17 protein-coding genes and 1 pseudogene are annotated in these 17,374 nt (G+C 71.4%); 6 read left to right on the top strand and 12 right to left on the bottom strand.

Going from position 1 to position 17,374, the window contains the following annotated elements:
• The first annotated feature begins 22 nt into the window (after positions 1–22).
• Positions 23–418, top strand: coding sequence for a hypothetical protein (locus tag AB0F04_RS12860; protein ID WP_362040642.1), 396 nt, complete (start codon positions 23–25; stop codon positions 416–418).
• A 1-nt stretch (position 419) separates the two neighbouring features.
• Here the strand turns inward: AB0F04_RS12860 and AB0F04_RS12855 are convergent, their stop codons facing one another.
• The 4 genes from AB0F04_RS12855 to deoC form a co-directional block, all read right to left on the bottom strand.
• Positions 420–617, bottom strand: coding sequence for a hypothetical protein (locus tag AB0F04_RS12855; protein WP_362040640.1), 198 nt, complete (start codon positions 615–617; stop codon positions 420–422).
• A 95-nt stretch (positions 618–712) separates the two neighbouring features.
• Positions 713–1,600 (bottom strand): aldehyde dehydrogenase family protein, encoded by an 888-nt coding sequence (locus tag AB0F04_RS12850; protein ID WP_362040639.1) that lies wholly within the window; start codon positions 1,598–1,600, stop codon positions 713–715.
• Entirely contained in the window at positions 1,593–3,029 is a 1,437-nt protein-coding gene (locus tag AB0F04_RS12845) for an aldehyde dehydrogenase family protein (protein ID WP_362040637.1), read from the bottom strand. The genes AB0F04_RS12850 and AB0F04_RS12845 overlap by 8 nt, the downstream gene beginning before the upstream one ends.
• A 5-nt stretch (positions 3,030–3,034) precedes the next feature.
• Positions 3,035–3,997, bottom strand: coding sequence for a deoxyribose-phosphate aldolase (gene deoC / locus AB0F04_RS12840; protein ID WP_053675502.1), 963 nt, complete (start codon positions 3,995–3,997; stop codon positions 3,035–3,037).
• Between the two features lie 135 nt (positions 3,998–4,132).
• Here deoC and AB0F04_RS12835 point away from each other — a divergent pair, with 135 nt between their 5' ends.
• Entirely contained in the window at positions 4,133–4,831 is a 699-nt protein-coding gene (locus tag AB0F04_RS12835; RefSeq protein ID WP_362040635.1) for a PH domain-containing protein, read from the top strand.
• Positions 4,832–5,058: 227 nt separating this feature from the next.
• Positions 5,059–5,346, top strand: a complete 288-nt coding sequence (locus AB0F04_RS12830) for a DUF6204 family protein (RefSeq protein WP_362040633.1) — start codon at positions 5,059–5,061, stop codon at positions 5,344–5,346.
• Positions 5,347–5,391: 45 nt separating this feature from the next.
• Here AB0F04_RS12830 and AB0F04_RS12825 read toward each other — a convergent pair whose 3' ends face one another.
• The 3 genes from AB0F04_RS12825 to AB0F04_RS12815 all read right to left on the bottom strand — a co-directional run bounded on the left by AB0F04_RS12825 (position 5,392) and on the right by AB0F04_RS12815 (position 8,841).
• Complete coding sequence (locus AB0F04_RS12825) at positions 5,392–7,071, bottom strand: phospho-sugar mutase (protein WP_362040631.1); 1,680 nt, start codon at positions 7,069–7,071, stop codon at positions 5,392–5,394.
• A 401-nt stretch (positions 7,072–7,472) separates the two neighbouring features.
• Positions 7,473–8,297 (bottom strand): purine-nucleoside phosphorylase, encoded by an 825-nt coding sequence (locus AB0F04_RS12820; protein ID WP_362040629.1) that lies wholly within the window; start codon positions 8,295–8,297, stop codon positions 7,473–7,475.
• Between the two features lie 106 nt (positions 8,298–8,403).
• Positions 8,404–8,841: a gamma-glutamylcyclotransferase gene (locus tag AB0F04_RS12815; protein ID WP_033311347.1), complete on the bottom strand. Its 438-nt coding sequence runs from the start codon at positions 8,839–8,841 to the stop codon at positions 8,404–8,406.
• An 86-nt stretch (positions 8,842–8,927) separates the two neighbouring features.
• Here AB0F04_RS12815 and AB0F04_RS12810 point away from each other — a divergent pair.
• Both AB0F04_RS12810 and AB0F04_RS12805 read left to right on the top strand, forming a co-directional pair.
• Positions 8,928–10,385 (top strand): annotated as a pseudogene (locus tag AB0F04_RS12810) (NAD(P)H-quinone dehydrogenase); the annotation flags it as partial.
• A 166-nt stretch (positions 10,386–10,551) separates the two neighbouring features.
• A complete protein-coding gene (locus AB0F04_RS12805) occupies positions 10,552–11,550 on the top strand; it encodes a DeoR/GlpR family DNA-binding transcription regulator (RefSeq protein WP_362040627.1) in 999 nt (332 codons plus the stop codon).
• A gap of 489 nt (positions 11,551–12,039) precedes the next feature.
• Here AB0F04_RS12805 and AB0F04_RS12800 read toward each other — a convergent pair whose 3' ends face one another.
• Positions 12,040–13,812 carry a biotin carboxylase N-terminal domain-containing protein gene (locus tag AB0F04_RS12800; RefSeq protein ID WP_362040625.1) on the bottom strand — a complete coding sequence of 591 codons (1,773 nt, stop codon included), beginning with the start codon at positions 13,810–13,812 and terminating at the stop codon, positions 12,040–12,042.
• Between the two features lie 337 nt (positions 13,813–14,149).
• Between AB0F04_RS12800 and AB0F04_RS12795 the strand changes: the two genes are divergently transcribed.
• Positions 14,150–14,626 (top strand): hypothetical protein, encoded by a 477-nt coding sequence (locus tag AB0F04_RS12795; protein WP_362040624.1) that lies wholly within the window; start codon positions 14,150–14,152, stop codon positions 14,624–14,626.
• Here AB0F04_RS12795 and AB0F04_RS12790 read toward each other — a convergent pair.
• From AB0F04_RS12790 to AB0F04_RS12775, 4 genes are all read right to left on the bottom strand, one after another.
• Positions 14,595–15,215 carry a nucleoside triphosphate pyrophosphatase gene (locus tag AB0F04_RS12790; RefSeq protein WP_362040623.1) on the bottom strand — a complete coding sequence of 207 codons (621 nt, stop codon included), beginning with the start codon at positions 15,213–15,215 and terminating at the stop codon, positions 14,595–14,597. The genes AB0F04_RS12795 and AB0F04_RS12790 overlap by 32 nt on opposite strands.
• Before the next feature lie 32 nt (positions 15,216–15,247).
• Positions 15,248–15,376 carry a hypothetical protein gene (locus AB0F04_RS12785; protein ID WP_107092457.1) on the bottom strand — a complete coding sequence of 43 codons (129 nt, stop codon included), beginning with the start codon at positions 15,374–15,376 and terminating at the stop codon, positions 15,248–15,250.
• A gap of 111 nt (positions 15,377–15,487) precedes the next feature.
• Complete coding sequence (locus tag AB0F04_RS12780; RefSeq protein ID WP_344458318.1) at positions 15,488–15,697, bottom strand: acyl-CoA carboxylase epsilon subunit; 210 nt, start codon at positions 15,695–15,697, stop codon at positions 15,488–15,490.
• Positions 15,698–15,722: 25 nt separating this feature from the next.
• Positions 15,723–17,327 carry an acyl-CoA carboxylase subunit beta gene (locus tag AB0F04_RS12775; protein ID WP_362040622.1) on the bottom strand — a complete coding sequence of 535 codons (1,605 nt, stop codon included), beginning with the start codon at positions 17,325–17,327 and terminating at the stop codon, positions 15,723–15,725.
• Positions 17,328–17,374 lie beyond the last annotated feature (47 nt).

The following is a 17,374-nucleotide window of genomic DNA, read 5'->3' as shown; positions in this document are numbered from 1 at the left end:
AAAGCGTCAGAAGGTGGCAGCGATGGCCCGACACGACTCCCCCATGAAGCCGACCGCCCAGCGTGCCCTGGCCGTCCTCGCGACCGCCGGCATGGCGCTGGGGGTGGGTGCGGCGGAGGCCGCGGCGGGCACCGGCTCGGTCCTGGACATGGTCCACACCTCCGTGGGGAAGACCGACCCCCAAGCCGGCCTTGAGGCGGCGGGCGACACCCTCTCCCACACCACCGGCGCCGTCACGGGCCTCAAGCCCAACCCTCTCGCCGGCACGGGAGTCGACCCGACCGACAACGGCGTCGGCACCGAGGTCGCCGACTTCAAGCCGATGTCGTCCCGGGAGGTGACGGGGCCGGTGGCCCAGGCCCCGTCGATCGGGGGCATGCCGGTCGTGGAGCGTCTGAACGAGCCGCTCTCGAGGTGACTCATCGCCCTGGCGGCGGGACCTCCCGGACCAGCCACGCCACCGCGAAGGCCACGGCGCACAGCGCGGCCGTGCCGAGCGCGACGCCGTGCAGGCCGTCCACCACGCCGGTCCGGAACGCGTCCTGGGCCGGTTCGGGCAGGTCCCGCAACAGACCGGGGGAGTTCGTCTTCAGCCTCGACTGCGACCTCGACGGCATCGGGCAGCGGCTCGGGATCTGAGGCGCAGCGGACGCGGAGAAGCCCCGGGCCTCCTGGACGGAGGAGGGCCGGGGCTTCCGTATCGGGGGGTGGGCTAGTACGAGGAACCCGACGCGCCCAGTGACCCCGTGGGGTGCCAGACCGTTTTTGTCTCCAGGAACGCCGTCAGGCGGTCGATCCCGGGGGTCTCCGCGTAATCCACAGGCTGTGGACGGACGACCCGCTTTAGGTTGTCGGCCGCGGCGATCTCCAGTTCCTTCGCCAGAACCTCGTCGGCTCCCGCGAGGTCGATCGCGTTGACGTCCTGGTGGGCCGCCAGCGGGGCCGCGATCTCGGCCGTACGGCCCGACAGGACGTTGACCACGCCGCCGGGGACGTCCGAGGTGGCCAGGACCTCGGCCAGGGACAGGGCGGGCAGCGGGGACTTCTCGCTCGCCACCACGACCGCCGTGTTGCCCGTCGCGATCACCGGGGCGAGCACCGACACCAGGCCCAGGAACGACGACTCCTGCGGGGCCAGAACCGCGACCACGCCCGTCGGTTCGGGCGAGGACAGGTTGAAGAACGGGCCCGCCACCGGGTTGCCGCCGCCGACCACCTGGGCGATCTTGTCGGTCCAGCCCGCGTACCAGACCCAGCGGTCGATCGTCGCGTCCACGACGGCGGCCGCCTTGGACTTCGACAGCCCCTCCGCGTCGGCCACCTCGCGCACGAACTGCTCGCGGCGGCCCTCCAGCATCTCGGCCACGCGGTACAGGACCTGACCGCGGTTGTACGCCGTCGCCCCGGACCAGCCGCCGAACGCCTTGCGGGCCGCGACCACCGCGTCCCGGGCGTCCTTGCGGGAGGACAGGGGCGCGTTGGCCAGCCACTTGCCCTTTGCGTCGGTCACCTCGTACACCCGGCCGCTCTCGGAACGCGGGAACTTCCCGCCGACGTACAGCTTGTAGGTCTTGAACACCGACAGTCGTGCATCAGACATCGAGGTACGCCTCCAGGCCGTGGCGGCCGCCCTCGCGGCCGAAGCCCGACTCCTTGTAGCCGCCGAACGGCGACGTCGGGTCGAACTTGTTGAACGTGTTGGACCAGACGACCCCCGCGCGGAGCTTGTTCGCGACCGCCAGGATGCGCGAGCCCTTCTCCGTCCAGATGCCGGCGGACAGGCCGTACGGCGTGTTGTTGGCCTTGGCGACCGCCTCGTCCGGAGTGCGGAAGGTCAGCACCGACAGCACCGGGCCGAAGATCTCGTCGCGGGCGATCCGGTGCGCCTGGGTGACGTTCGTGAACAGCGTCGGGGCGAACCAGTAGCCGCTCTCCGGCAGTTCGCACACCGGCGACCAGCGCTCGGCGCCCTCCGCCTCACCCTGCTCGACGAGCGAGGTGATCCGGGTGAGCTGCTCCTCGGAGTTGATCGCGCCGATGTCGGTGTTCTTGTCCAGCGGGTCACCGAGGCGCAGCGTGGACAGGCGGCGCTTCAGGGACTCCAGGAGCTCCTCCTGGATCGACTCCTGCACCAGCAGGCGGCTGCCCGCGCAGCAGACCTGGCCCTGGTTGAAGAAGATGCCGTTGACGATGCCCTCGACGGCCTGGTCGATCGGGGCGTCGTCGAAGACGATGTTCGCGCCCTTGCCGCCCAGTTCCAGCGTGACCTTCTTGCGGGTCCCGGCGACCGTGCGGGCGATCTCCTTGCCGACCGCGGTGGAGCCGGTGAAGGCGACCTTGTTCACGTCCGGGTGGGACACCAGCGCGGCGCCGGCGTCGCCGTACCCCGGGAGGATGTTGACGACGCCCTTGGGCAGGCCCGCCTGGCGGCAGATGTCCGCGAAGAACAGCGCCGAGAGGGGGGTGGTCTCGGCCGGCTTCAGGACGACCGTGTTGCCGGTCGCGAGTGCCGGGGCGATCTTCCACGCCAGCATCAGCAGGGGGAAGTTCCAGGGGATGACCTGGCCCGCGACGCCCAGCGGCCTGGGGTTCGCGCCGAAGCCCGCGTGGTCGAGCTTGTCGGCCCAGCCCGCGTAGTAGAAGAAGTGCGCGGCGACCAGGGGCAGGTCCGCGTCGCGCGTCTCCTTGATCGGCTTGCCGTTGTCCAGCGTCTCCAGGACCGCCAGCTCACGGCTGCGCTCCTGGATGATCCGGGCGATGCGGAAGAGGTACTTCGCGCGCTCGGAGCCGGGCAGCGCGGACCACTTCTCGAAGGCCTTGCGGGCCGCCTTCACCGCGCGGTCGACGTCCTCGGCACCGGCCCGGGCGATCTCGGAGAGGACCTCCTCGCTCGCGGGGGAGACCGTCTTGAAGACCTTGCCGTCCGCCGCCTCCACGAACTCGCCGTCGACGAAGAGGCCGTAGGACGGGGCGATGTCGACGACCGAGCGGGACTCGGGAGCCGGTGCGTATTCGAATGCGGAACCCATGGTGATCAGTCCACCGTCACGTAGTCGGGACCGGAGTAGCGGCCGGTGGCCAGCTTCTGCCGCTGCATCAGCAGGTCGTTCAGCAGCGAGGAGGCGCCGAAGCGGAACCAGTGGTTGTCCAGCCAGTCCTCGCCCGCCGTCTCGTTGACCAGCACGAGGAACTTGACGGCGTCCTTGGAGGTGCGGATGCCGCCGGCCGGCTTCACACCGACCTGGATGCCGGTCTGCGCACGGAAGTCCCGCACCGCCTCCAGCATGAGCAGCGTGTTCGCCGGGGTCGCGTTGACGGCGACCTTCCCGGTGGAGGTCTTGATGAAGTCCGCCCCCGCCAGCATGCCGAGCCAGCTCGCACGGCGGATGTTGTCGTAGGTCGAGAGCTCGCCGGTCTCGAAGATGACCTTCAGGCGCGCGGAGGTCCCGCAGGCCTCCTTCACGGCGGTGATCTCGTCGTACACCTTCAAGTATCGGCCCGCGAGGAACGCCCCGCGGTCGATGACCATGTCGATCTCGTCGGCACCGGCGGCGACGGCGTCGCGCACGTCGGCCAGCTTGACGTCGAGCGCCGCGCGTCCGGCCGGGAACGCCGTCGCCACCGAGGCGACCTTCACGCCGGAACCGGCGACGGCCTCCTTGGCCACGGCCACCATGTCGGGGTAGACGCAGACCGCCGCGGTGGCGGGCGTCGTACGGTCCGTGGGGTCGGGCTTGACCGCCTTCGCGCCGAGCGCCCGGACCTTGCCCGGGGTGTCCGCGCCTTCCAGCGTCGTCAGGTCGACCATCGAGATGGCGAGGTCGATGGCGTACGCCTTCGCGGTCGTCTTGATCGAACGGGTGCCGAGGGAGGCGGCGCGGCCCTCGAGTCCGACCGCGTCGACGCCGGGGAGCCCGTGGAGGAAGCGGCGCAGCGCGCTGTCGGACGCGGCGACGTCCTTGAGGGGGTGAGCTGCGGTGAGTGCAGAACTGGGCATGGTCACCAGACGAGCATATCTACGCGCGTAGCGGCTGTACAGTCCCTGGTTCTTTCCGGCTTCTCTCCGGGACGGATCCGGTGGTTGCCCTCGGGCGGATGAGGGGCCCACGGGCGGGTCCGGCAGAATCGAGACATGACGAGCCCCGAACCCCAGCCGCCGGCGCCGCAGCCCTCGGAATCCAAGGACCGGGTCTACCGGTCGGTCCCCGCCATCGCCGGTGGCGTGCTGCTGCTCACCATCGCCGGGTGGCTCGGCATCGACGCCGTGATCTCCGGGGAGGGACGCACGCCGTGGCTCGCGCTCGCCGTGCTGCTCCTGGTCGCGCCGCTCGTCGTCGCCTTCACCCTGCGGCCGGCCGTGTACGCCGGCGACGACCGGCTGCGGATCCGCAACCCCTTCCGGCTCGTGGTCGTTCCCTGGGGTCAGGTCGCCTCGCTGCGCTCCGCCTACTCGAACGAAGTCCTCACCGAGTCCGGAGCGAAGTACCAGCTGTGGGCCGTGCCCGTCTCGCTGCGTGCGCGCAAGAAGGCCGCACGGCGCGAGATGCGGGCGACGGCACAGGCGCGCCGGGCCATGGGCCGGGACGAGGGCCGCGGCAGTGCGCTCGGGATGCGGGCCGGCCTGGGCGATGGCCTCGGCGGGGACTCCGTCTCCCAGGGGCCCGTACGGGCCGAGACCGACCAGATCATGGACGAGCTGCGCGGGCTGTACGAGGCGCGGCACCGGGCGGAGTCGGCGCAGGGCGAAGTGACCGTGCGGTGGGCCTACGAGGTGCTGGCGCCGGCGGTCGCCGGGGCCCTGCTGGTGCTGATCCTGGTGGCGACGGGCTGACCGCCGCGAGAAGCGGTGGAGGCGGCGCGGCCCCCGCGCCCAGTGCCGCGGCAGGCAACGTTCGCCCGGTAAGGAGCGGCGTCCGGTGCGGCGAGAGTGCGTGCCGGGCGTCGCGACGGGGCGCACGTTGCCTGCCACGGCACTAGGTTCGGGTCATGAGCACCCGTACCTTCCGTGTCACCGTGCGAGGCGTCTTCGACGGGCTGAGCCCCGAGTAGCGGGCCGAGTTGTCGGAGCGGGCCGCCGAGCACGATGTGCTGCGCGCGGCCTTCACCCCCGAGGGGAGCCTCACCTACGACGTGGCCGTGCGGCCCGCCTTCACGTTCCGCTTCCTGGACTCCGGGGAGGCCGAGGAGGACATCCTGGAGGCCGCCGAGCGGGCCGAGGCGGCGGCGCGGGCGTGGCTCGAGCAGCGCGGGTACGGCTACAAGAACCTGAGGTCCACCGCCGAGGACCTCTCCCGGGCGCCTCTCGGCAAGCGGCAGCGGCGGGAGGCCGCCCGGAAGAGTTCCTGAGCCCTCGGCGGAGGGCGGTGTGAGCGGGGTGGCGCCGGGGCCGCCTCAGATGCCCGCCGCCTCCGACAGATCGCGCTTGACCGACTCCAGCAGCGCCGTCGCCTTCACGCGGGCCTCAGGGAGGTCCTTGTGCGACCCGACCGGGATCACGACCTCCAGGTAGCACTTCAGCTTCGGCTCCGTGCCGCTCGGGCGGACGATCACCCGGGCGCCGTCCAGGGTGTAGCGCAGACCGTCCGTGGGCGGGAGTCCGGCCGCGCCCTGGGTGAGGTCGTCGGTGCGGGTGATCGGCAGGCCGGCCAGCTCCGTCGGGGGCTGCTCGCGCAGGCGGCGCATGGCGGCGGCGATGAGGGACAGGTCCTCCACGCGGACCGAGAGCTGGTCCGTCGCGTGCAGGCCGTGCTCCACCGCCAGGTCGTCCAGCAGGTCGAGGAGTGTGCGGCCCTCCTCCTTGAGCTGTGAGGCCAGTTCCGTGATCAGCAGAGCGGCGGTGATGCCGTCCTTGTCGCGCACGCCGTCGGGGTCGACGCAGTAGCCCAGGGCCTCCTCGTAGCCGAAGCGCAGGCCCTCGGCGCGGGCGATCCACTTGAAGCCGGTGAGGGTCTCCACGTGGGGGAGGCCCGCCTTTTCGGCGATGCGGCCGAGCAGGGAGGACGAGACGATCGACTCCGCGAAGGTGCCGGTCGCTCCGCGGCGGACCAGGTGGGCGGCGAGCAGGGCACCGACCTCGTCACCGCGCAGCATGCGCCATCGGGTGCCGTCCGTGCCGTCCGTGCCCTCTGCGTCCTGTGTGCCGTCCTGTACGGCGACGGCGCAGCGGTCCGCGTCCGGGTCGTTGGCGATGATCAGGTCCGGGGCGGTCCCGGCGGGGAGCGCGCGGGCCGTGGCGAAGGCCAGGTCCATCGCGCCGGGTTCCTCCGGGTTGGGGAACGCGACGGTCGGGAACTCCGGGTCGGGCTCGGCCTGCTCCGCGACGAGGACCGGTTCCGGGAAGCCGGCGCGGGCGAAGGCGGCCAGGAGGACGTCCTTGCCGACGCCGTGCATCGCTGTGTACACCGTGCGGGCCGTGCGGGGGGAGCCCTCGGCCAGGACGGCGTCGGTGCGGGCGAGATAGGCCTCGAGGACGCTGTCGTCGAGGGTGTCCCAGCCCTCGGTGGGGCGGCGGACGGTGGTGAGGGACGGGACGGCGGCGATCTCCGCCGCGATGTCGATGTCCGCCGGAGGGACGATCTGCGAGCCGTCGCCGAGGTAGACCTTGTACCCGTTGTCGCGGGGCGGGTTGTGACTGGCGGTGACCTCCACGCCCGCGACAGCCCCGAGGTGCCTTATCGCGAAGGCGAGCACGGGGGTCGGCAGGGGGCGGGGGAGGACGGCCGCGCGCAGGCCCGCGCCGGTCATGACGGCGGCGGTGTCCTGGGCGAAGTCATGGGACTTGTGGCGGGCGTCGTAGCCGATGACGACGAGGCCGTTGTCGTGGCCCTGCTTCTTGAGGTACGCGGCGAGGCCGGCGGCGGCGCGGATGACGACCGAGCGGTTCATGCGCATGGGGCCGGCGCCGAGTTCGCCACGGAGGCCGGCGGTGCCGAACTGGAGCGTGCCGCTGAAACGGGCGGCGAGTTCGGTGTGGTCCCCGGCGTCGATGAGGCGGGCGAGCTCGGTGCGGGTGTCCGGGTCGGGGTCCTCGGTGAGCCACGCCTGGGCCTGTGCGATGAGTTCTTCGTGCACGGTGTGGTGTCAGCCTCTCCGGTGTGGTGTGGGTGTGTGGCGGCGGTCTGCGCGGGGTGGTGGGGGTGCGCGGCCTCGCCCGGCGCGGGGCGGTGGAGGTGCGGCCTCGCCCGGCGCGGGGTGTGGGTCGGGGCCGCGCCGGGGGGTGTCCGTCCTCGGAACGGCGCGATGGGGTTGCGTACCGACTAACCCTCCGTCGACGCGCCAACCGCTGCGGGCGGACACCCCCGACACGGCCCCTTCTCGCCGTACGCGGGTGCGGGTGCGTCCCCGTGGCTCGTCCCCATGGCTGTGCGGGTGGCCGCGACGGCCTTCCGGTGTGGCCACTGCGACCCCCTGGGGGCGCGGGGAACTGTGCCTGTACGGGCCCGCAGCCGCCGGACGACCTGCCGAAGCCTCTCTCAGAGGCGGCCGAGGACCTGAGTGAGCAGGGAGCCCATGCGCGTCGCGGAGTCGCGGCCCGCCTGGAGGACCTCCTCGTGGTTCAGGGGCTCGCCCGTCATGCCCGCCGCCAGGTTGGTGACGAGGGAGATGCCGAGGACCTCCGCGCCCGCCTCACGTGCGGCGATCGCCTCGAGGACCGTCGACATGCCCACCAGGTCCGCGCCGATGACCCGGGCCATGCGGATCTCGGCCGGAGTCTCGTAGTGCGGGCCGGGGAACTGGGCGTAGACGCCCTCCTCCAGCGTGGCGTCGACCTCCTTGCACAGGGCCCGCAGACGCGGGGAGTACAGGTCGGTGAGGTCGACGAAGTTCGCGCCGACGATGGGGGAGGTGGCGGTGAGGTTGATGTGGTCGCTGATGAGGACCGGCTGGCCGGGGCGCATGCCCTCGCGCAGGCCGCCGCAGCCGTTGGTGAGGACGACCGTCTTGCAGCCGGCCGAGACCGCGGTGCGGACACCGTGGGCGACCGCGGCCACCCCGCGGCCCTCGTAGTAGTGCGTACGGCCCAGGAAGACCAGGGTGCGCTTGTTGCCGATCCGGTACGAGCGGATCTTGCCCCCGTGGCCCTCGACCGCCGGAGGCGGGAAACCGGGGAGCTCGGTGACCTGGAACTCGGCCTCGGGTGCGCCCAGGGCGTCCACGGCCGGGGCCCAGCCGGAGCCCATCACGAGGGCGACGTCGTGGGTCTCGGCGCCCGTCAGTTCGCGCAGGCGGGCCGCGGCGGCGTCGGCGGCGGCGTGGGGGTCGCCCTGGATGTCGTCCGGAAGAAGAGATGCGTTCACGCCGACGAGGGTAGCCGCTCTTTGCCTACGCGCGTAGATGTCGGAGCTCACGGGGTGGCGATCGTTGCCTTGTCGTTTCCGACGAGGGCCTCGCCCGGGCCGCCCCTCAGCAGGGACGCTTGCGGAGCTCCATCACATAGTCGTGCGGGGCGCCGGCCGACTCGGCCGCGTCGGCGATCTCGCCCAGGTAGCGGGCGGAGGGCAGGCCGCCCTCGTAGGCGTTCAGGGCGAAGGCCCAGGCGGTGTCCTCGCCGTCCAGGGTGTGGACCCGTACGCGCGTACGGCGGTAGATGTCGAGGCCCACGCCCTCCCAGCGGTCCAGCGACTCCTCGTCCATCGGGGCGATGTCGTAGAGCGAGACGAAGACCTGGGAGAGCGGGTCCTCGACGATCGTCGGCAGCGCGCCCTCCCAGCCCATGTGCTCGCCGCCGAAGGTCAGTCGCCATCCGTTCAGCCAGCCGGTGGCGCGCAGCGGCGAGTGCGGGGCGCGGCGGGACATCAGCCGCGCGTCGAGGTTGCCGGCGTACGCGGCGTAGAGCGACATGGGGGAAGGGTACGGCAGGTGGTCCGGCGTCACTCGTGTAACGACAGGCGCGTGGGCGGCCCCCCGGGCGGTGTCACGTTGTTGCGTGCGGGACAATGGAGTACGTGACTCGGATCGTGATCATCGGTGGCGGACCCGGCGGATACGAAGCGGCGCTGGTGGCCGCCCAACTCGGCGCGGAGGTGACCGTCGTCGACTGCGACGGTCTGGGCGGGGCGTCGGTGCTCACCGACTGCGTGCCGTCGAAGACCCTGATCGCCACGGCCGAGGTGATGACCACCTTCGACTCCTCGTACGAGGAGCTGGGAATCATCGTCGCCGACGACACCCCTCCCATGGAGCAGGCCGCCCGGGTGGTGGGCGTCGACCTGGGCAAGGTCAACCGGCGTGTGAAGCGGCTCGCGCTCGCCCAGTCGCACGACATCACGGCCTCCGTGACGCGTGCCGGGGCGCGTGTCATGCGCGGGCGCGGCCGGCTGGAGGGCATGCAGGCGCTCGACGGGTCGCGCAAGGTCGTCGTGCGCGCCGCCGACGGCAGCGAGGAGACCCTCACGGCCGACGCGGTGCTCATCGCCACCGGCGGGCACCCCCGTGAGCTGCCCGACGCCCAGCCGGACGGCGAGCGGATCCTCAACTGGACCCAGGTGTACGACCTCGATGAGCTCCCCGAGGAACTGATCGTGGTCGGGTCCGGTGTGACCGGCGCCGAGTTCGCCGGTGCCTACCAGGCGCTGGGTTCCCGGGTGACGCTCGTGTCGTCGCGCGACCGCGTGCTGCCCGGCGAGGACCCGGACGCCGCGGCCGTACTGGAGGACGTCTTCCGGCGGCGCGGTATGAACGTCATGGGGCGTTCCCGTGCGCAGTCCGCCAAGCGGGTGGGGGACCGGGTCGAGGTGACCCTCGCCGACGGGCGGGTCATCACCGGGTCGCACTGCCTCATGGCCGTCGGTGCCGTCCCCAACAGCGCGGGCATGGGGCTGGAGGACGCCGGCGTCCGGCTGCGCGAGTCCGGCCACATCTGGACCGACCGGGTGTCCCGTACGACCGCTCCCGGCGTGTACGCGGCCGGTGACGTGACCGGCGTGTTCGCCCTCGCGTCCGTGGCCGCCATGCAGGGCCGCATCGCCATGTACCACTTCCTGGGCGACGCGGTGGCCCCGCTGAACCTGAAGACGGTCTCCTCGAACGTCTTCACCGACCCGGAGATCGCCACCGTCGGCTACACCCAGGCCGACGTCGACGCCGGGAAGATCGACGCGCGCGTCGTGAAGCTTCCGCTGCTGCGCAACCCGCGCGCGAAGATGCAGGGCATCCGCGACGGCTTCGTCAAGATCTTCTGCCGGCCGGGCACGGGCATCGTGGTCGGCGGTGTCGTCGTGTCGCCGCGCGCATCGGAACTGATCCACCCCATCTCGATCGCGGTCGATAACAATCTGACCGTCGAACAGATCGCGAACGCCTTCACCGTCTATCCCTCCCTGTCGGGCTCGATCGCCGAGGTGGCGCGGCAGCTGCACACGCGCAAGGAGAACGGCGAGGCCTGAGGCCGAAACCGACTCCTCCCTGGTCACGGGGAGTATTCGACCATGCGTACGGCATAGGCGGCGGGACTAAGGCTCTATACCACTTCCCGCTGCCGAGTGCGAACATCTTCTGCTATTCAGCGCAAACTGCTGAAAGCAGACGGTCGCTGGCGTTACTGTCAGTTTCGTGTTCGCTGCAGAACGTCGCCAATTGATCCTCGAAATGGTGCGAGCGAACGGGGCCGTGTCGCTCCGTGAGCTCGCCCGCGTCGTCCAGACCTCCGAAGTGACCGTACGGCGGGACGTGCGCGCGCTGGAGGCAGAAGGACTCCTCGACCGCCGGCACGGCGGTGCGGTACTGCCGGGCGGTTTCACGCGGGAGTCCGGCTTTCCGCAGAAGTCTCATCTCGCGACCGCCGAGAAGACCGCCATCGCCGACCTCGCCGCGAACTTCGTGGAAGAGGGGGAGGCGATCGTGGTCGGGGCGGGTACGACGACCCAGGAGCTGGCCCGCCGGCTCGCCCGGGTGCCCGGGCTCACCGTCGTCACCAACTCCCTCCTCGTCGCCCAGGCGCTGGCCCATGCCAACCGGGTCGAGGTCGTGATGACCGGCGGTACGCTCCGCGGTTCGAACTACGCGCTGGTCGGGAGCGGGGCGGAGCAGTCCCTGCACGGGCTGCGGGTGTCGCGGGCGTTCCTGTCCGGGGCCGGTTTGACCGCCGAGCGCGGGCTGTCCACGTCCAACATGCTGTCCGCCTCCGTCGACCGGGCGTTGGTGCAGGCCGCGGCGGAGGTGGTGGTGCTCGCCGACCACACCAAGCTCGGCACCGACACCATGTTCCAGACCGTGCCCACGGATCTCATCACACGCCTCGTCACGGACGAACCGCCGGCTCACGACGACCGCGCGGCCACGGAACTCCAGGCGCTGGCCGACCAGGGCGTGCAGATCGCCGTGGCCGGGGGGCAGGGGGGTTCGGCCGGGTCGGGAGCGGGAGCGGGAGGGCCGGGGGGTGAGTCCCTTCCGTCGCGTCAGCAGCGGCGGGATGTGCCGGTGCCCGGGCCTCGGCGGCAGGTGCCGGGGGGTGGGGGGCAGTTGAGGTCTGCCTCCGCCTCTGCCTCGATGCTGGGTGAGCAGGGGCCCGGGGCGGAGCGGGCGAGGGTGGCGGATCTGCGGCGGCGTTGACGCCGACGGTGGGTTGAGCCGCGGTCTGCTTGCCGGTACCCGGCGTTCTGGCTGACGCCGGGTGGGTCCGCAACCCGGCGCAACGGGGTGCCGCTGCGCCCACCCGTGCCGCCCTCAGCGGCACGATTGCCCGCAGCTGGGCAGGACCGGTGCCTGTGGCTGAGCGGGACGGATGTCCGGAGCTGGGGTGCCTGCGAAGGCGCGAGCCACGACGTGCCCGCAGTCGCCGGATGACGTAAGGGGTCGTGTCGGGGGGTGTCCGCCCGCAGCGGTTGTCGCGTCAACGCACAGTCAGTCGGTGTGCAAGCCCATCGCGACGTTCCGAGGACGGACACCCCCCGGCGCGGCCCCGACTCCCACCCGGCGTCACGCGAAGACGCGCACCCTCACCCGGCGTCACGCGAAGGCGCGCACCGAGGGGTAGGCCGGAGACACCTCGGCGCGGCGCCCATCCCCGAGGGGCGGGCGCCGCGCCAGGGGGCGGAACCGTCAGTCCTTGATCTCGCAGATCGGCGCGCCCGACGTCACCGACGCGCCGATCTCCGCACTCAGGCCCTTGATCGTGCCCGAGCGGTGCGCGTTCAGCGGCTGCTCCATCTTCATGGCCTCCAGGACGACGACCAGATCGCCCTCCTTGACCTCCTGGCCCTCCTCGACGGCGACCTTGACGATTGTGCCCTGCATCGGGGAGGCCAGGGTGTCACCGGACGCCACGGGACCCGACTTCTTCGCCGCGCGGCGCTTCGGCTTGGCGCCCGCCGCGAGACCCGTACGGGCCAGCGACATGCCCAGCGACGACGGCAGGGAGACCTCGAGGCGCTTTCCGCCGACCTCGACGACGACCGTCTCGCGACCCGGCTCCTCGTCCGTGTCCGCGTCGGCCGGCGCGGCGAACGGCTTGATCTCGTTGACGAACTCCGTCTCGATCCAGCGGGTGTGCACCGTGAACGGGTCGGACGAGTCCGTCAGCTCGGGCGCGAACGCCGGGTCCTTCACCACCGCGCGGTGGAAGGGGATCGCCGTCGCCATGCCCTCGACCTGGAACTCCTCCAGCGCACGGGCGGCCCGCTGCAGCGCCTCCTTGCGCGTGCGGCCGGTGACGATCAGCTTGGCCAGCAGGGAGTCCCACGCCGGGCCGATGACCGAACCGGACTCCACACCCGCGTCCAGACGGACACCCGGACCGGACGGCGGGGCGAACGTCGTGACCGTGCCGGGAGCCGGGAGGAAGTTGCGGCCCGGGTCCTCACCGTTGATGCGGAACTCGAAGGAGTGGCCGCGCAGCTCCGGGTCGCCGTAGCCGAGCTCCTCGCCGTCGGCGATGCGGAACATCTCGCGCACGAGGTCGATGCCGGCGACCTCCTCGGTGACCGGGTGCTCCACCTGGAGGCGGGTGTTGACCTCCAGGAAGGAGATCGTGCCGTCGAGGCCGACGAGGAACTCGACCGTGCCGGCGCCGACGTAGCCGGCCTCCTTCAGGATCGCCTTGGAGGCGGAGTACAGCTCCTCCATCTGCGCGTCGGACAGGAAGGGCGCCGGGGCCTCCTCCACCAGCTTCTGGTGACGGCGCTGCAGCGAGCAGTCACGGGTGGAGACGACGACCACGTTGCCGTGCTGGTCGGCCAGGCACTGGGTCTCCACGTGCCGCGGCTTGTCCAGGTACCGCTCGACGAAGCACTCGCCCCGGCCGAACGCGGCGACGGCCTCACGGACCGCCGAGTCGTACAGCTCCGGCACCTCTTCGAGGGTGCGGGCGACCTTCAGGCCGCGACCGCCACCACCGAACGCGGCCTTGATCGCGATCGGCAGGCCGTGCTGCTCGGCGAACGCGACGACCTCGTCCGCACCGGAGACCGGGTCGGGCGTGCCGGCCACCAGCGGGGCACCGGCGCGCTGGGCGATGTGCCGGGCGGCGACCTTGTCGCCGAGGTCGCGGATGGCCTGCGGCGGCGGGCCGATCCAGATCAGGCCCGCGTCCAGGACCGCCTGCGCGAACTCGGCGTTCTCGGAGAGGAAGCCGTAGCCGGGGTGGACCGCGTCCGCGCCCGACTCGCGGGCGGCGCCCAGCACCTTCTCGATGTCGAGGTAGCTGGTGCCCGGCGTGTCACCGCCCAGGGCGAACGCCTCATCCGCGGCGCGGACATGCAGAGCGTCCCGGTCCGGGTCGGCGTATACGGCCACGCTCGCGATACCGGCATCCCGGCAGGCCCGGGCCACGCGGACAGCGATTTCGCCACGGTTGGCGATGAGCACCTTGCGCACGATTGAGGCTCCCTCCTTGAAACAAGCCGAGTTTAGGGACAGCCGACACGACACTTCGACCCGTCCCCAGTGGTGAGCTTGCCCACACGGAGCGTGATGCGAGGCTCGCTCGACCCGCGAAATCCCTTGTCGCACCGCGGTACGCAGTACTCCTTCGGGAAACCCTAGCCGTCCCCTGTGGTCAAGGTCTCTGTCATCACGTGCTGCGGGCCACTCGGTTTCTTTGTCGAGTCCCTACGAATGGCCCAATGATTCTTTGCCCGCTGCCGGACCCTTGTCCCCCGGTTTACCGGTTAGTAGCGTTCGCGATGTCTTCAGAGGGAAGAGGGTGGGCCCGGTGATACGCAGGCCGGTGGCGTGGGTCGTGGCGGTGGTGCTGTTCGCGGAGGCGTTCGGCGTCGCCGCGCTCAACTGGTTCCTGGGGATGGCCGTCGACCGGCAGAACATGTCACTGGCCGGACTGGACCCGCACATGATGTCGGTGTCGTCGAAGATCGGCGGGGTCGTCTTCGGCCTCTACTTCGCCCTGTGCGGCCTGGTGGCGCTGCTGGTGGCGCTGCGGGACCGGCCCCCGGCGGGCTTCGGACGCGTGCTGCTGATCAGCGCGGCGGTCGTGCACGGGCTGCTGGGCGCGTTCACCTGGGGGCCCGTCGGCCCGCAGGCGTTCCTGTTCATGATGCTGGTGCTCGCCCTGATCGTGCTGGTGCTGGTGACGTACGACCGCCCGGCGGAGCCCGCCGACGCCGCGCCCGGCGGCGGGAACAGCGGCGACGGGTCCCCGGTCACTTCTCCGCCGGCGCCCACAACCGGGTGATGCCGACGCCCAGGTCGGCCAGCAACCGCCGCAGGAGGGGCAGGCTGAGGCCGATGACGTTGCCGTGGTCGCCGTCGATGCCGTCGATGAACGGCGCCGAGCGGCCGTCCAGGGTGAACGCCCCGGCGACGTGGAGGGGTTCGCCGGAGGCGACGTACGCGGCGATCTCCTCGTCGGTGGGATCGCCGAAGTGGACGACCGTGGACGCGGTGGCGGAGACGTACCGGCCGGTGAGCGTGTCGTAGACGCAGTGGCCGGTCTGGAGGGTGCCGGCCCGGCCGCGCATCGACTTCCAGCGGGCGGTGGCCTCCTCGGCGTCGGCGGGCTTGCCGAGGGCCTGGCCGTCCAGGTCGAGCACCGAGTCGCAGCCGATCACCAGCGCGCCCTTGACCTCCGGCCGGGCCGCCACGACGGAGGCCTTCGCCTCGGCCAGGGCCAGTGCCAGTTCGGCGGGGGTGGGAGCGGTGACGGCGTCCTCGTCGACGCCGCTCACGATCACCTCGGGGGCGAGACCGGCCTGGCGGAGCAGGCCGAGCCGGGCGGGGGACTGGGAGGCGAGGACGAGTCGGCGGCGCGGCTGATCTGTCATGCGTTCAGCGTATCGGCGTCATCCGGCGCGTCTCACCTCACGCCGATCACGATCATCCCCAGCACCATGGCCAGGGCCAGGAGAACGCTCAGCCGCCGCAGCATGTCCTGCATGTCACGCATCTCTTCGGGCGGTTCGTTCTCGGGGTCGGACCACAGCATGTCACCAGCGTGCGGTCTGGCAGGGCGGGGCGCCTGAGTAGCGGTACTCAAATCGGCGCCCCGCGTCGTTCCACCGTGCGCGGGTTCCCCGCGCTCCTTCGGACGGGAGCTCTAGCCCGGCCAGTAGGTGCGGCCCCACGCCGACGGCCCCGGCTGGGGCAGGCGGTGGGCCGCGATGCGGGACGGGTCGGACCAGGAATCGCGGGACGTCGGCGCGCCGGGCGGGGCGGCTGCCGCCGCCGCGGCGCGGGCCCTGACCACCGCCAGGGCGGCGGCCAGCTCCTCCGGGGTCGGGTTGCCCCGTACGACCTTGATCGTCATGTGGGCCTCCTGGGCTCGCTGCGGGCTAGAGGGGGATGTTGCCGTGCTTCTTCGGAGGCAGGGATTCCCGCTTCGTGCGGAGTTGACGCAGACCCCGTACGACGTGCCGACGGGTCTCGGACGGCATGATCACGGCGTCGATGTAACCGCGCTCGGCCGCGACGTAGGGGTTGAGGAGGGCGTCCTCGTACTCCTGGATCAGCCGGGCCCGGACCGCCTCCAGATCCTCGCCGTTCGCCTCGGCCTCCGCGATCGTGCGGCGGTGCAGGATGTTGACCGCGCCCTGGGCGCCCATGACGGCGATCTGGGCGGTGGGCCAGGCGAGGTTGAGGTCGGCGCCCAGGTGCTTGGAACCCATGACGTCGTAGGCGCCGCCGAAGGCCTTGCGCGTGATGATCGTGATGAGCGGGACGGTCGCCTCGGCGTAGGCGTAGATCAGCTTGGCGCCGCGGCGGATGATGCCGTCGTGCTCCTGGCCGACGCCGGGCAGGAAGCCGGGGACGTCGACGAACGTGATCACCGGGACGTTGAAGGCGTCGCAGGTCCGCACGAAGCGGGCGGCCTTCTCGCTGGCCTTGATGTCCAGGCACCCGGCGAGCTGCGTCGGCTGGTTGGCGATGATGCCGACCGGGTGGCCCTCGACCCGGCCGAAGCCGGTGACGATGTTCGGCGCGTACAGCGGCTGCGTCTCGAAGAACTCGGCGTCGTCCAGGACGTGCTCGATCACCGCGTGCATGTCGTACGGCTGGTTCGCGCTGTCCGGGACGATCACGTCCAGCTCGCGGTCCTCGTCGTTGACCTCGAGGTCGGCCTCTTCGGGGAAGACCGGCGCTTCGGAGAGGTTGTTGGACGGCAGGTAGGACAGCAGCTGCTTGATGTACTCGATGGCGTCCTTCTCGTCGCCCGCCATGTGGTGGGCCACGCCGGAGGTCGCGTTGTGGGTCCGGGCGCCGCCCAGCTCCTCGAAGCCGACGTCCTCGCCGGTGACGGTCTTGATGACGTCGGGGCCGGTGATGAACATGTGCGAGGTCTGGTCGACCATGACCGTGAAGTCGGTGATGGCCGGGGAGTAGACCGCGCCGCCCGCGCACGGCCCGACGACCAGACTGATCTGCGGGATGACGCCGGAGGCGTGGGTGTTGCGGCGGAAGATCTCGCCGTAGGCGCCGAGCGAGGCGACGCCCTCCTGGATCCTCGCCCCGCCGGAGTCGTTGATCCCGATGACCGGGCAGCCGGTCTTCAGGGCGAAGTCCATGACCTTGACGATCTTCTGTCCGTAGACCTCGCCGAGGGCACCGCCGAAGACGGTGAAGTCCTGCGAGAACACGGCGACCGGGCGGCCGTCGACGGTGCCGTACCCGGTGACGACGCCGTCGCCGTAGGGGCGGTTCTTGTCGAGGCCGAAGTTGGTGGAGCGGTGCCGGGCGAACTCGTCGAGCTCGACGAAGGAGCCTTCGTCGAGCAGGAGCTCGATCCGCTCACGGGCCGTCAGCTTGCCCTTGGCGTGCTGCTTTTCGACGGCACGAGCGGAGCCGGCGTGTGTCGCTTCCTCGATGCGTCGCTTCAGATCCGCGAGCTTGCCCGCGGTCGTGTGAATGTCGGGCTGCTGCTGCTCTTCCGGCTCGGACATCGGGATGCGGCTCCCTGCCTGCTCAAAAGGGGGGACGGTTACTCATC

It is taken from the genome of Streptomyces sp. NPDC029041 (genome assembly GCF_040637515.1).
GTDB lineage: Bacteria > Actinomycetota > Actinomycetes > Streptomycetales > Streptomycetaceae > Streptomyces.
Note: the sequence above shows the minus strand (reverse complement) of the source record. Positions and strands in the feature narration are given on the sequence as shown.